Raw genomic sequence first — 14088 nt, 5'->3', positions numbered from 1 at the left:
CCCGAAAGCGCACGTTGTTTCCCGATGATGAGAAAGCGAAGCGAAGTTTTAAAAATTTTGCCGCCCGTGCCTTTGCATTTACAACAGCAGGGGGAAAAGATTTGTTGGCTCTACAATCCGCGAAAACGCCGGGCATGAATTGTGGTCAACCAACCGCCATTCATAATCCACTCGCCTCGTAATTTTCGCCGCAGGTTAAGGTAAGGCTGGTGCGTCTATGCTCACCATCTGGTCAAACCGAGATTTAAGCTTCTTATCTATCGTTTGCCACTGCGCAATAGATTGGCTGGGCAGTTCATACGTCAGAAAAAAAACTGTACTTTTTATGGGCTTGGATATCACTATGTCCGGTACAGGGCGATACGTGCTTTCAACTACGCAGATCGGAAATGCATTGTGAAAAAAATTCTCATCAGCACACCGAATACGTACCAATTCGTCGGTAGGGTAATCATGGCTTAAAAATACATCTGTTTTGCCGGATTGATCGTAGTAATGCAACATCCCGGGTAATTCCGGCAAATCTGGTTTCCGCTGCAATTTTTCAAAAAAATATTGAAAGTAGCGATCCCACGGCCTCATATGCGTAATGGAGGCGTGCACGTTTTGTTCCCATGCTGATTTTTCGAATTGCGCTAGATTCTCTGGCCTAAGTGGAGAAAGGTCCGGCAACATGGCATCAATTTTGATGAAGTCAACAGCCGGCCTTTCCTTACCTTTAATCTTTTTTTGCTGCACACTCCCCCAACCGTGTAATTGCTGCTTGTATCCTTTAAAATTATATACAAGCGGCACATCGAAATTAACGCTATCCATACTTACGCGAAAATTGATTTCTTTAGCCTCTGCCAAGTTGATGACCTGCCGCTGAATGATAGTCGCTTGCTTTATCTTCCCTCGATAAAAAACAGTCTCCGCCCATCCAGGCAGATATTGCCAGGTCACAGCGGTGATCACAGCAACGGTTAGGCCTCCCCACACCAACGGATTTTTGCCACGCCTCCTTGCCGCTTTGGCCACAAAGAAACCCAGAAAAACTATACTCAATATAATGGGTAACAGTCCGATTTTGAGCACCATGATCATTTCGCCTGGCAAATTTTCAGATTACCATTTTCATATATTAAACGCAGCGCTAACTGACGCGCTTTTTTTGTGCATCCGGGTTGAAAGCTCGGAAGGAGATGCGGAGCGTCACATCCATCGGTTGCAATGAGATATACCCACTCGTCGAGAGCCATACTCCGCCCTGCCCCTAACGTTATAGCTGCTAACTCACGTTTTCGACTATTACCATTAAACAATACGAGTGGCGAACCTGCGCATGTAATATGCAGAAAACCAATATCAAGGTGGTGGATATTGTAAGGGTAAAAATAAATGCTGCCCGTGCAGCATTGCAAATACACTCGCAACGTTACATGCGTCGTATTTTTTAATGATATTTATGAAAAGTAAATAAGCAATTTGCTTATTTACTTTTTTGGGTGCCACTCTACTATTTGACCCTCGATGAGATTTTTAACTGCTGGCATACTTTTCGGAGCCGGGAATGCTGGAGTTCATTGGACTGAGGGACACAAGTCCATCCACCATCGACCACCACGAGCGAATTTGGCCTTATCTGTGAGAATAATTTGAGCCTGGCTTCTTTAAATATTATTTGGATGTTGAAATATTTATGACCATACAGACAGTGAAATTTCAATACATCACCGGCCTTAAACGGGCAATATTTCGCAACGCCCGCTTGCGCGGCAGCTGGGATGGTAGTGGCCGATACTCGGATGACTGGACAGAATCTCCGATGCAAGAGGAAATCGGCGTGGATGGCTGCCCAATCTTTACGACCTCGATCTCACTTGACCTTGTCGATCAGAATAAAACCTTCAAGTGGGGGGTTATCTTTGACGGGCCGCAGGGTGCGAACTTCTGGGGCATTCCAACTGAAGTGCAGGATGTTAATTCCGTTGCTCGCCATCGCCAGTTTCGGCTCAATCGTGAGACGACCATTCCCCAGATCGAACGCTATTTTTTCACTTACGGCCGCCGCTTGGGAGCCAACAAGCACTTCACTGCTGGGAGCTCCACGCCCAGTCTACGTTTTGGCATTTGGGCTCCAAATGCCAAAAATGTAGAAGTGGTTTTCGGAAATCCGGCAAATGGCTACATAGCCGACGATAGCTCCGGAGTAAACCAGACACAGCCCGCGATCACCCTGATTCAGCTGGCTGATGGCATCTGGGAAGGTGGGCCGCAGGGCGATTTTGAGATGTTCAAAAGCCTGCCTTACATGTATCGCATCCTGAACGCGCAAGGGCAACACGTCTATCGCACTGACATTTTCTCCCGTAGCCAGATCGGCAGAGGCAATATCAACCCGGCCAAGACTGCTTGGCCGGGGACGGTTGAAACGCTGGACGGATCCGTGAGTTGTAGCGTAGTAATTGATGCCGACGTGGTGCGCCGAGATTTTTCATCCACCCCTCGCGGAATGAAACTGGACTGCATTCCGTCGGAGGAATTCTGGACCAGAGAATCCACGTCCGGCCTGCCGATACCTTCTCACCTCGAAGACCTGATTATTTACGAACTACATGTCGGCTCATTGGGGTTCGGCAAGCCCGGCCCTGGCGATTTGAGTGACGCGCTACAATTCCTGGACCATCTCGTTGAACTCGGTGTGAATGCCATAGAGCTGCTGCCTATGGCGGAGTTTTCAGGTAATACCGCTTGGGGCTATGGCGACAGTCATCACTTCTGTATCGAATCCAGCGCCGGGGGCCGCGACAAGTATCGTCATTTGGTGTGTGAGTGTCACCGGCGCGGCATCGCAGTCATCCAGGACGTGGTCTATAACCACTATGACAACGAAGCGGAGCGCGCCCAGTGGCAATACGATTCAACCTTGCCCGAAGAAAATATGTATTACTGGTATGAAGGGCGCGCTTCTGGCTACAAAAAAAATGATGGCAGTCCGTTTCCGGAGGGAGGCTACCTTGATAACGGCTCCACCGGCTTTACCCCGCGTTTTTCGGAAGAAATTGTGCGCCAGCAGTTCATCAGCAGTGCCGCCTTTCTCATTGAAGAAATGCGCGTCGATGGGCTGCGTGTGGATCTGACACAGGCGATTCACCGCGACAACACGCTGCACGCCGATGGACGACTGATAGACAACGCCAACCTCTTCGGGCAAAAATTCCTGCGGGAGTGGAGCCGTACCCTGCGCATGATCAAGCCTACGGTGATGCTGATCGCAGAAGATCATACGGGATGGGACGCCGTGACGAAACCGCCAGCGCAAGGAGGGCTGGGCTTCAGCGCAAAGTGGGAGTTGGCTTTCTACCACCACTTGATCGGTGATTCCGACATGGCCGGGAATCGGGCACGTCTCTTGAAACAAGCCGGGTTCGGCGGCAACGAGCCGCTGCAGATGGACTGGTTTGCCAACGCCCTTTACAACAGCCGTTATGACCAAGTCGTGTTCCACGAATCTCACGACGAAGCCGGCAATGCCGGCGGTACGGCGCGAACCATGGTGACGGCCGTCAATGGTGCTTCTGTAATAGGTGCCACACGCATCGCGGCAGAGGCACGCTCGCGGGTATGCTGCGGACTGACCTTGCTTTCGGCGGGCATCCCCATGTTCTTCATGGGCGAAGAGATCGGAGCACAGAAACACTACACATATGACCGCTTTCTGATGAACCGCGAAAATATCATCGGCGAACGAACGGGTAACGGCAAGGCACTATTTCGCTTTTATCAGGATCTAATAAGCCTTAGTCGCCGACTGCGCTCGATTCGCAGCCAGGACATAGACATTCTCCACCTGTCGAATTCCAATCGAGTGATCGCATTTAAAAGATGGCGCGGGGATGAAGAAGTCATTATCGTAGCCAGCTTAAATAACACTGCCTTTGTCGACGGTTACATCATCGAGAAGGACTTGCTGGCCATCCCTGATGCCGGATGGAAGGAAATATTCAATAGCGACGCCGCCATCTATGGTGGTCAAAACAGGGGCAATGGCGGTGCCAGTATTCCGTCCAACCAAGGTCGACTTAATGTAATAGTCCCTGCCAATAGTTTCGTGGTGCTCGTAAAACAATGATGAAGGAATACGAGTTCGTTGAAATAATAAAAACGGTACTGCCCCACTCCACCAAACGCGTCCAGTCTATGTAGCACTGCTAATCCATCTGGCTGCATCGGTAAGGGTGAAATTTCTGTTATGTGGCTTTTCCAAACAAACCAACCCAACTTGGATCACCACCTGCCAGATGCGCATAAGATACGCATTCCTTATAATGACAACCTCTCCAGGTCAAATGCGGAATTGCCATGTTGAAACGTCTTTGCAACTTCTTTTTTGTGGCTTGCGTCATGTTCGCTTCACCTGCCTCAGCATCTCCCCTGCATGTGGCTGTTCGCACCAATGATCTGTCTTCGGCGCTACGCCTACTCCAAAATCCGTTCGGTCTATCGCTACGTGAGGTACGCGATAAGGCTGGCCGCACCCCATTACTGCTAGCCACCGAGATGAACAAGGTCGATTTCGCCCGTGCGCTGATCGAGGCCGGTGCCAACGTGAACGCCACTGATGCCAAGCAGGACAGCCCCTATCTGTTGGCGGGTGCCGAGGGTCGGCTTGAAATACTCAAGATGAGTTTGGCCAATGGCGCCGACTTGGCCAGCACCAATCGCTACGGTGGCACGGCGTTGATTCCTGCGGCCGAACGCGGGCATGTAGAAGTGGTACGCATGCTGATTGAAGCTGGCGTCAAGATAGATCACATCAACCGTCTCGGCTGGACGGCTTTGCTCGAAGCCATCCAGCTATCCAACGGCGGCACGGCGCATCAGGAAATCGTGCGTCTGCTGATTGCCGCTGACGCTGATGTAAACCTTCCCGACAATGAAGGCATCACGCCTCTCCAGCATGCTGTGCGTCGCGGTTATACGCCCATCGCCACCATGCTGCGCGCTGCAGGAGCACGCTGATTTTCTGCCCAGGAAAGCAACAAACCAAAGGGAGTTTCCATTTCCCATTACTGAACTTGCTGAAGCTTGACGTTAGAGATGGTATTTATGTGTCCAGTCCCGCCTGTTTGTAAACACGTTTAACAAATAAATCTGGTTTTTCTGCGCACCATTTTTTCAATGACTGGATGGGCATCAAGTGATTCAAAGCGCGCTGCGAAATAGGGTTGTTATAAACTATTTAAATAGCGCGTCAAAGTTGTCTCCAGCTCTGTGGGACAGGTAAGCCGCTTGTGCCGCAATGGTGCAGGCATTTTGTCGCGTTGGGCGCAAGATTTGGCGCAATCTGTGTATGCTTTCTTGCGCATTTGCGCATTCTCAATCTCTCCACCCACACATTTCAATTCCAATCATCCCTTCTGTTTCTTCGATGCGGTTCCCCAGGCGAATTTTAAATTGACGAGGATTTGATGAACGGGCACCCGATGAATTTTGCTATAATCTGTCTAGCCAACATAGCTAGATAAGGAGTGTTGAGATGAGGGATACATGGCAACTGCAAGAAGCAAAAAACAAGTTAAGTGAGGTGGTGCGTGGTGCTCATGCAAGACCTCAAATCATTACCCTGCGCGGCAAGGAGGAGGCTGTAGTACTGAGCTACAGCGAATACCAGCGCATGACTGGAAAGGGTTCTGCAAAAACGTTGCTGGATGTATTGGACGGTCTCCCATCCGGGTTCGCGGATATTGATCTTGCAAGGAGCACAGACATGGGGAGGAATGTCGAGCTATGAAGTATTTGCTCGATACCTGCGTCCTTTCGGAGTTTGTCAAAAATAAACAGAGCGACGATGTCCGGCAGTGGTTTTACCTGCACACCGATGCGTGTTTCATTAGTGTCGTGAGCATAGGCGAAATTCAGAAGGGTATTGCGAAACTCAACGACTCCAAGCGAAAAAAAGCTATCGAGACCCATTTGAAGAAAGAGCTTATCCCATTCTTCGCAGGCAAAATTCTCAACGCGGATATTGATGTATTCACTGTATGGGGTGAAATGCTCGGTAACGGCGAAAGAACCGGGCAGCCACTGCCTGTTGTGGATGCCCTTGTCGCAGCAATAGCACAAACCAACCGAATGGTGGTCGTTACACGCAACACGGCCGATTTCCTGAGATGCGGTGTTAAAACGATTAACCCGTGGAAAGATCAGCGGGACACATAAAATCTGGTGCTGTACTGCGCCGCGCCGGTAATAAAAGCACAACCGGACTCATGCATAATTCGCCGAGTAACAGGCACAACATGAACAAGCAGCTCAATAACCAACTGAATCTATTTGCGTGTTAACCGGACAGCAGTGAAGAGATAACGGAACTAACACTGGTGCGCTTACTCCGTTCGCTCCCAAGCCTTATAGTTTAAAAGGCGTTTGAATAATATGCGCACCATCCTTTGTTACTTTGGACTTTGGCTTCCACGCGTGTCCATAAATCACTTCGAAAGTCGCGGGTAGCTTGCCATTTTGTCGGAATCGTTCGTAATTTTCCTGCAGCGCCAGCCAAGCAGCTTTACCCATCATGCCGTGTCCGCGTCCGGCAGTGGCATTGTGCGCGCCTATGTCGCGCAAATCCTGCATCACTGCTTTCAAATTATCGTAAGTCAGCGTGATAATTTCCATGTCCATTACGGGCGCGGCAAAACCGTTGGCCTTCAACATGTCGCCGATGTCGTGCATGTCCGCGAAGCGATTTACATGTCTGTGGTCATCCACGCTATGGAATGCGCTGCGGAGTTCCTTGAGCGTATCCGGGCCGAAGGTACTGAACATCACCAAGCCCTCCACTTTCAATACGCGATGTAATTCGCTAAGTGTGGCAGGCAGGTCGTTACACCATTGCAGGGTGAGATTCGACCAGACCAGCTCGATACTGTTGGCTGTTAATGGCAAGGCTTCAACATCGGCGCATATGTAGCTGTGCTTGCCACTATCGAATAGCTTGCGCCACCAGCTTAGCCTGCTACGCGATACATTGAGCATGCTAATTGCCATGTCGAGCGCCAGTAGATGCGCCGCCGGATAGCGCTGCGATAGCTGGCGCGTGCCCCAGCCAGTACCGCTGCCCACATCCAGCACAGACGTTGGCTTCTGTTTTATATAATCCAGCCGTTCCAGCATGCGGCTGCATACCTCGCGCTGCAATACTGCAGCGGTATCGTATCCATTGGCCGCGCGATTAAAAGCCATTCGCACCTGGCGTTTGTCTATCAGATAATCATCCATTTAAAAATGCCTCGATCCGTTGCACAAAAATTTCCGGGTGAGATAAAAACGGCGCATGTGACGCGCTCTTTATATTGAATAACTGCGCATGGGGCAATTGCTGCGCGAGATAGCTTGATGCTGCAGGTGGAGTCAAGATATCGCGCTCGCCCGCAATGACCAAGGCAACTTGAGTAATTTGCGGCAACACCGCACGCAGATCAGTATTGCGCAATATTTCCAGGCCCCCGCGCAATGCCGCAATATTTGGTTCACCGCGACTAAACAGGCGGGCACGCAGATCCGCCAGCAACGCGCGTTCGTGTTCGCTGCCGCGCACCTGCAAAGCAATAAACCGCTTCAACGTCAGCGCGTAATTTCCCAGCAACGCAATAGAAAATTCATGCAAGGTATGCACCGCCATTGCACATTCCCAGTCGCTACGCTGCACAAAACTGGGTGTGGTGGCGACCAGCACGAGCTTGTCAAGCTGGTGCGGCGCATGAAGCGCCCAGCGCATCGCAATCTGCCCGCCGAGCGACCAGCCACACAACGCCAGCGGCTTATCGCCATATTCAATATGCCAATGCTCAGATAATTTCTGTACCAATCCCTCTAAATCATATTGCGCGATCATTGAGCTGGCGCCGTATCCCGGCAAGTCCACGCAGTGCACGCGAAAGTGTTGCGCAAGTTGTGCCACCACATTGCCCCAGATGCCGCCGTGCATCCCCCAACCGTGTATCAGTAGCAGCGGCGCGCCGGCACCGCGACTTTCAATGTGCAAGTTCATGCAAGGCTGAAATCAATTCCGCCACATCCTGCTCGCTATGCGCCGCCGATAGCGAAATACGTAACCGCGCTGTTCTCTGCGGAACGGTTGGCGGACGAATGGCTGGCACCCAGATGCCTCGTGCGCGCAAAGCTTCGCTTAAAGCTACCGCCACATCATTGCTGCCAACCAGCAGTGGTTGAATCGGGGTATCTGAGTGCATCAGCATCCACGGCAGGCCAATCAGACCCGCACGCAACTGCGCAATTAATTTCGATAATTGTGTGCGCCGCCACTCTTCTTTCTGCAATAAGCGCAAACAGGCCAGCACCGCGCAGGACAGCGCAGGTGGACTGGCTGTTGTGTAGATGTAGCTGCGCGCATGTTGTACCAGCGTATCAATCACCACCTGTTCCGCTGCAATGAAAGCGCCGGATACGCCCGCCGCCTTGCCCAGCGTCGCCATGTAGATGATGCGCGGCGAGGTGAGGCCAGTTGAATTTCTATGGTGAAATAATGAGCCGCGCCCCTGTTCACCCAATATGCCAAAGCCGTGCGCGTCATCCACCAGTAACCAGGCATCGTATTGCTCACACAACGCCAACAATTCCGGCAGTGGCGCGAGGTCGCCATCCATGCTGAATACCGCATCGGTAATAACAAGTTTGCGACCGTTGTGTGGCTGCTTTAATAATTTCGCAAGATGTGCCATGTCATTGTGGCGATAGCGGCGCACTTGCGCGCGCGACAACAACATGGCGTCATTGAGTGAAGCGTGATTCAGCTTGTCGGCAAAGATTCTATCGCGCCTGCCGACCAGCGCTTGCACCGCTCCGAGGTTAGCCAGATAGCCGGAGGAAAATAACAGTGCTGCGGGCTTGCCGACGAATTCAGCAAGTGCTTGTTCCAGCTCTTCGTGTGCGCTGAAATGGCCGCTGACCAGATGGGATGCACCCGCACCCAATCCATACTGTTGTGTACCCGCCTGCAAAGCGGCAAGCAACTGCGGGTGGCAAGCTAAACCGAGGTAGTCGTTGCTGGAAAAAGACAGAAGTGGTTTGCCATTTACCTTGACGCGTGTGCCTTGTGCATCTTGCAACTCGCAGCGATGGCGCAGGAGTCCTTTAGCTGCACGGGTGTCGAGGTCGACCTGCAGCACTTCAAAAGGCATTGAAATTTTCCATCACAGGCAAGGCGATTATTCAATACCGTCTACATTTTTGCCGCAAGCGGATACATACCCAATTTATTGAGTAGCGCGCGGTCGCGCTCCACTTCTGGATTGCCGGTCGTCAGCAACTGCTCGCCATAAAATATTGAGTTGGCACCTGCGAGAAAACATAAAGCCTGCACCGCTTCGCTCATTTGTTGTCGCCCGGCAGACAGTCGCACCCGCGCCATGGGCATGGTGATGCGTGCCACCGCGATGGTACGTACAAAATCCAGCGGATCCAACGCTTTGGTGTCGGCCAGCGGCGTACCTTCTACCTGTACCAGCAGGTTGATCGGTACGCTTTCAGGATAGGGGTCAAGGTTGGCCAGTTGCGCGACCAGGCCGGCGCGCTGATTAAGGCTTTCGCCCATGCCAACAATACCGCCACAGCATACATTTAAGTCCGCATCGCGTACCCGCTCCAGCGTGTCCAGTCTGTCCTGATAATCACGAGTGGTAATGACTTCGTCGTAGAACTCAGGCGCGGTGTCCAGATTGTGATTGTAGTAATCCAGTCCGGCGTCTTTTAGCTGCTTGGCCTGGCCGTCTTTCAACATACCCAGCGTGGCGCAGGTTTCCAACCCCAGCGCTTTAACTTCGCGCACCATGTTCAGCACCGGGTCCAGATCTCGCTGCTTGGGACCGCGCCAGGCAGCACCCATGCAAAAGCGCGTCGCGCCAGCGGCCTTGGCAACGCGGGCAGCTGCCAGCACGTCATCAAGCTCCATCAATGCCTGGCTTTTCACGCTGGTATCATAGCGTGCAGCTTGCGGGCAATAGCCACAGTCTTCAGGACAACCACCTGTTTTAATGGACAGCAAAGTGGACAACTGCACCGCGTTGGCATCGAAATGCTCCCGATGCACTTGCTGTGCGCGGTAGAGTAAATCGGCAAATGGCAGCCTGAACAGCGCCTCAACTTGGGCAAGACTCCAGCACTGCGTTTCGCTTGATGTTTGAGACGGTACCGAGGGTTTGGATGGACGGGTAAATTGAACGGTGTGAGTCGTCATGGCTTGCAGTCTAATGAATTACAATGGTTCGGCATCATCCATGAAAGGGCGCAACCTTGTCAATTTTGACTCATCATTTTTTGAACATCCGCACAAAATTGTGGCAAGCCCTGCCCGCGCAACCCTGTTTTCTGTGCGGCACCGCCAGCCGCAATGGCGTATGGTGCGCAGCTTGCGATGCTGACTTACCCTATCTGACTGCGCCATGTTGCCCGGTGTGCGCCCTGCCTACGCACGATGGCGCGACCTGTGGCCAGTGCTTGCAACAAGCGCCGCATTTCGACCGCACAGTGGCCGTGTTCGCCTACGCTTTTCCGCTCAACAAGTTAGTGCTGGCGCTGAAGCATAATGAAAAACTGGTACTGGCGAACAGTCTTGCAGACAAACTGATTCAGCGTATTGCGGTGCGTCCTGATTTCCTGGTGGCAATGCCGCTACACCCGGTGCGTTTACGTGCGCGTGGTTTCAACCAGTCATTTGAACTGGCACGGCATATTGGGCGACGAATGGCTATTCCAGTACTGCTGAATGCCTGCCAACGCAGGCGCGATACGCCGCCACAAGCAGCGTTATCACGAAAAGAAAGAGACAAAAACATGCGTCACGCATTTATTTGCACGCAAGATTTTTCGGGCAAGCACGTCGCCATAGTGGACGATGTAATGACCAGCGGTGCATCGCTGAACGAAGTGGCGCAAACCTTACGCAAAGCGGGCACACGCGAAATCAGTGCCTGGGTTATTGCGCGGACATTGCCGCATTCAGCTTCGTAAATTTTTTATTCACACCAAGTTGTCCCGCAATCTCCACGCCCCTATAAGCAAAGATAACCATCATTGCATGCAGGGAAAAGATGGGATGCGCATCATTTCAAAACAGAGGTTTCCCTAAATGTTTAATGTCATCCTCTTCCAGCCTGAAATCCCACCTAATACCGGCAACGTCATTCGCCTGTGCGCCAACACCGGGGCGCAACTGCATTTGATCCGGCCGCTTGGATTTTCACTGGATGATAAACAGTTGCGGCGCGCCGGGCTGGATTATCACGAATACTCCGATCTGCGCGTACACGACGACCTCACTACCTGCCTGCAAACCCTGCCGGGTGCCCGTCTGTTTGCATACACGACCAAAGGCAAGCAGCCTTATCACGAGATATGTTATCAGGCGGGCGACGCGTTGCTGTTCGGGCCAGAGACGCGTGGCTTACCTGCGGATATATTGGCATCATTATCACCGGAGCAATGCCTGCGCATGCCTATGCTACCGAATAATCGCAGCCTGAATTTATCCAACACAGTCGCGGTAGCGGTGTTTGAAGCTTGGCGTCAATGCGGGTTTACGGGGGCTAATAAATAGTAAGCGTACATACAGCTCCATTCTTTCCTGCATGCGGGATGGGTGATGAGTGATGACTTGTTCGGAACGGTAGCCGCAATGAAGTAGGGCGTCAATAAGCAAAGCACATTGCGCCTTAAGCGGGTTAGAATTGCCCCATAAGTTTTGAATGGAGCCTTGGTCATGAACACACAACTCTTACAGCAAGCAAGTGTGCTCGATATTGATGAGCAGATCGAGTTGGTTGAGGCCATCTGGTACGGCATCGTTAGTCGAGGGGCGGCGCCAGCGTTAACAGAATCGCAAAAAACAGAACTTGACCGCCGTCTTAGAGATCATCTGGCAAACCCAAACGATGTTATTCCCTGGAGCGAAGTAAAAGCTGCTGCTCTTGCCAAAATCAGGCAATAAGCCTGTTGTCACTTTTCATCGCGCCGCCAGTATAGAGATTATTGAAGCAAGCATTTGGTATGACAGTAAGCGACGCGGCCTCGCTCTTGAGTTCATTGCTGAGATTGACCGTTGCGTATCGCTTGCATCTGAACATCCCCTCCAGTTTTCCGTTGTTCGCGAGGACATTCGGCGTGTTTTGGCCAAACGTTTTCCATACAGCGTTTATTTTCGTGCAGAACAGCACCGCATTATAGTCCTGGCCGTGTTTCATGGCCGCAGAGATCCCGCAGTTTGGGTGGCGAGAACCTCTTAAGATACACCTTCCTACCAACTCATCTTAAAAAGTGGAATTAAGCGGTTTGTATTTTGAAAGCAATGTGAACCCGCCCCCTTGTCATTGCGCACCATTTCAGCCGGCTTCCAATCCAATCACCAGCCGTTTACCAAGCAACTGGATGGCTTGGGCGATGCGCGGCAGCTTTGAGCCATAGTGCGGATCAAGCAGGCGGCGCACTTCTTTTTCATCAATGCCCATTTGTTTGGCAAGCTGCACTTTTGTGATTCCCGCTTCACTCATCGCCGTATACAAAGCCGCTTTTGCCATTGTTTCAGCGGGCGGCGCGACCGAATATTCACCGCGCCTGGTTTTACTCGGCGTCGGGAAAATTATGCCTTCCAGCATATAAGTCGCGAACACCTCATCCATCGCATCAACGGCCTGTACCAGAGCATCCTCCCTGTCCTCACCTTGAGTAATCAACGGTGGCAGGTCTCGGCAAGTCACAACAAATCCGCCTTCTTCGGCAGCTTTCAGCAATACAGGATATTCAAATCGGTCCATTTTACACCTCACAAATCACTGGGTTTAATTCCGGGTTGAGAACACATGCCGTGAAACGTTCCCGTTTTCAACTCATCTTTTGAATTGCGAACTATCGTAAATGCGCGGCAAAGTTAAGGCGTTTGATGGCTACCTTTGCCACGGGAGGTGTTAAGCACGACGGCAACGACTAGCTTTTTGCCTTACGCCTTTACTTTGCGGATAAATTCGTTTCCAGTCATAGTGCGATTTTCGGACGAAAACGACCGAATATGCAACAAATTTTTGCGTGATAGATTAAAAAGAGCAGACCACCTCAATGAAGCAGGGCATCAATAAGCAAAGCGCATTGCCTTACGCGGGTTCTACCGCGTGTCACTACAGTTTGAGTTTTAACTCGTTATTGAATTCATTTAGTAGGCTTATTTGGCTTTTCCTTTTCAGCTTTTATTCGACCACTTCCCAAATCACCGCTAGATATCGCTGAAGGTTTCTTAATTGGTTTTGCCGTCTCAGCTTTTATTCGACCACTTCCCAAGTCACCGCCAGCTATCGTGGAAGGCTCCTTCGCGCTTACAGTTGAATTTGAAAATAGTACTAGTGAAGCAACCCCCAAAGCATTGATCATTAAGAGTTTTGTTTTTTTGTAATTTGAAGCGCTCATCATTGTTCCTTTTTATGTTGTCAGATTATTGTCTAGTAATGTAAACGGCGAGAGTTAAGGTTGAATAGTGGGCACCTCTAAAAATCAAATTTTGCGAGCAGCCGCTTTGCGACTTTGCTACTCGCTATGTGCCGTTCGCTTGACGCAGAATATCTAAACTTGAGAATCCTCCATAGAGTTCATAATTGTATTTGTCGAAAATTTGTACACTTGGCCTATAAAACTGCTCCTGTAAGTGCTTGACACCTGAATTTAATTATTTAACATATTGTAATTAATGTAGTTATTTTTATATTTTCATTAAGGCACGAATTTTGCTTATCAATTTTGTCGATATGTAAACGATACCTTTTTAGTATCGCTATATTGTGCAGATAGAGAGATAAACAGGCAAGCCGCAAAGCGGCTGCTCGCAACGTTATTAGTGTTATTGAATAGAGGTATTGCTATCTGTGAAGGACTTTTTGATGTGCATTTTCTCCAAGGGAGTCCATCCTCAACTCGGCAGAGCTGAATGAAATAAAGCCTGGGGAAGCACTGATTAATTCGTCACTCCAGCGCAAATATTAATTCAATTGGTAACTACTCACCCCATCCCTCAAGAGCCTTACCCGCCAAAGCGATTTGAATAGC

General features: G+C 50.8%; 15 protein-coding genes. 8 read left to right on the top strand and 7 right to left on the bottom strand.

All coding sequences use genetic code 11. The features are described from left to right. Positions 1–195: 195 nt before the first annotated feature. A complete protein-coding gene (locus MJ769_RS12275) occupies positions 196–1080 on the bottom strand; it encodes a hypothetical protein (protein ID WP_239237433.1) in 885 nt (294 codons plus the stop codon). Between the two features lie 601 nt (positions 1081–1681). Between MJ769_RS12275 and MJ769_RS12270 the strand changes: the two genes are divergently transcribed. The 4 genes from MJ769_RS12270 to MJ769_RS12255 all read left to right on the top strand — a co-directional run bounded on the left by MJ769_RS12270 (position 1682) and on the right by MJ769_RS12255 (position 6204). Further along, entirely contained in the window at positions 1682–4114 is a 2433-nt protein-coding gene (locus MJ769_RS12270; RefSeq protein ID WP_239237432.1) for an alpha-amylase family glycosyl hydrolase, read from the top strand. 230 nt (positions 4115–4344) lie between these two features. Continuing rightward, positions 4345–5004 (top strand): ankyrin repeat domain-containing protein, encoded by a 660-nt coding sequence (locus tag MJ769_RS12265; RefSeq protein ID WP_239237431.1) that lies wholly within the window; start codon positions 4345–4347, stop codon positions 5002–5004. 517 nt (positions 5005–5521) lie between these two features. Next, on the top strand, positions 5522–5776 hold the full coding sequence (locus MJ769_RS12260) for a type II toxin-antitoxin system Phd/YefM family antitoxin (RefSeq protein ID WP_239237430.1): 255 nt from the start codon (positions 5522–5524) through the stop codon (positions 5774–5776). Beyond that, positions 5773–6204, top strand: a complete 432-nt coding sequence (locus MJ769_RS12255) for a type II toxin-antitoxin system VapC family toxin (RefSeq protein ID WP_239237429.1) — start codon at positions 5773–5775, stop codon at positions 6202–6204. Before MJ769_RS12260 ends, MJ769_RS12255 begins: the two co-directional genes overlap by 4 nt. A gap of 189 nt (positions 6205–6393) precedes the next feature. On the opposite strand, the gene bioC is transcribed toward MJ769_RS12255, so the two are convergent. Genes bioC through bioB form a run of 4 tightly spaced genes read right to left on the bottom strand, consistent with a single transcriptional unit; the run spans position 6394 to position 10240 of the window. After that, a complete protein-coding gene (gene bioC, locus MJ769_RS12250) occupies positions 6394–7263 on the bottom strand; it encodes a malonyl-ACP O-methyltransferase BioC (RefSeq protein ID WP_239237428.1) in 870 nt (289 codons plus the stop codon). Then, complete coding sequence (gene bioH / locus MJ769_RS12245) at positions 7256–8035, bottom strand: pimeloyl-ACP methyl ester esterase BioH (RefSeq protein ID WP_239237427.1); 780 nt, start codon at positions 8033–8035, stop codon at positions 7256–7258. Before bioH ends, bioC begins: the two co-directional genes overlap by 8 nt. Further along, positions 8019–9185 carry an 8-amino-7-oxononanoate synthase gene (gene bioF / locus MJ769_RS12240; protein ID WP_239237426.1) on the bottom strand — a complete coding sequence of 389 codons (1167 nt, stop codon included), beginning with the start codon at positions 9183–9185 and terminating at the stop codon, positions 8019–8021. Before bioF ends, bioH begins: the two co-directional genes overlap by 17 nt. A gap of 41 nt (positions 9186–9226) precedes the next feature. Beyond that, positions 9227–10240 (bottom strand): biotin synthase BioB, encoded by a 1014-nt coding sequence (gene bioB / locus MJ769_RS12235; RefSeq protein WP_239237425.1) that lies wholly within the window; start codon positions 10238–10240, stop codon positions 9227–9229. A gap of 56 nt (positions 10241–10296) precedes the next feature. On the opposite strand from bioB, the gene MJ769_RS12230 reads away from it, so the two are divergent. The 4 genes from MJ769_RS12230 to MJ769_RS14800 all read left to right on the top strand — a co-directional run bounded on the left by MJ769_RS12230 (position 10297) and on the right by MJ769_RS14800 (position 12284). After that, positions 10297–11013 (top strand): ComF family protein, encoded by a 717-nt coding sequence (locus MJ769_RS12230; RefSeq protein ID WP_239237424.1) that lies wholly within the window; start codon positions 10297–10299, stop codon positions 11011–11013. A 118-nt stretch (positions 11014–11131) separates the two neighbouring features. Continuing rightward, a complete protein-coding gene (trmL, locus tag MJ769_RS12225; RefSeq protein ID WP_239237423.1) occupies positions 11132–11599 on the top strand; it encodes a tRNA (uridine(34)/cytosine(34)/5-carboxymethylaminomethyluridine(34)-2'-O)-methyltransferase TrmL in 468 nt (155 codons plus the stop codon). A 162-nt stretch (positions 11600–11761) separates the two neighbouring features. Next, positions 11762–11989 (top strand): addiction module protein, encoded by a 228-nt coding sequence (locus MJ769_RS12220; protein ID WP_239237422.1) that lies wholly within the window; start codon positions 11762–11764, stop codon positions 11987–11989. Next, positions 11970–12284 carry a type II toxin-antitoxin system RelE/ParE family toxin gene (locus MJ769_RS14800; protein ID WP_445083097.1) on the top strand — a complete coding sequence of 105 codons (315 nt, stop codon included), beginning with the start codon at positions 11970–11972 and terminating at the stop codon, positions 12282–12284. Before MJ769_RS12220 ends, MJ769_RS14800 begins: the two co-directional genes overlap by 20 nt. 96 nt (positions 12285–12380) lie before the next feature. Here the strand turns inward: MJ769_RS14800 and MJ769_RS12210 are convergent, their stop codons facing one another. Continuing rightward, positions 12381–12812, bottom strand: a complete 432-nt coding sequence (locus MJ769_RS12210) for a type II toxin-antitoxin system HicB family antitoxin (RefSeq protein ID WP_239237420.1) — start codon at positions 12810–12812, stop codon at positions 12381–12383. A gap of 388 nt (positions 12813–13200) precedes the next feature. Then, complete coding sequence (locus MJ769_RS12205) at positions 13201–13458, bottom strand: hypothetical protein (RefSeq protein WP_239237419.1); 258 nt, start codon at positions 13456–13458, stop codon at positions 13201–13203. Positions 13459–14088: the final 630 nt, after the last annotated feature.

Source organism: Candidatus Nitrotoga sp. BS (assembly GCF_927797785.1).
Lineage (GTDB): Bacteria > Pseudomonadota > Gammaproteobacteria > Burkholderiales > Gallionellaceae > Nitrotoga.
This window is presented reverse-complemented; position numbering and strand designations above follow the sequence as displayed.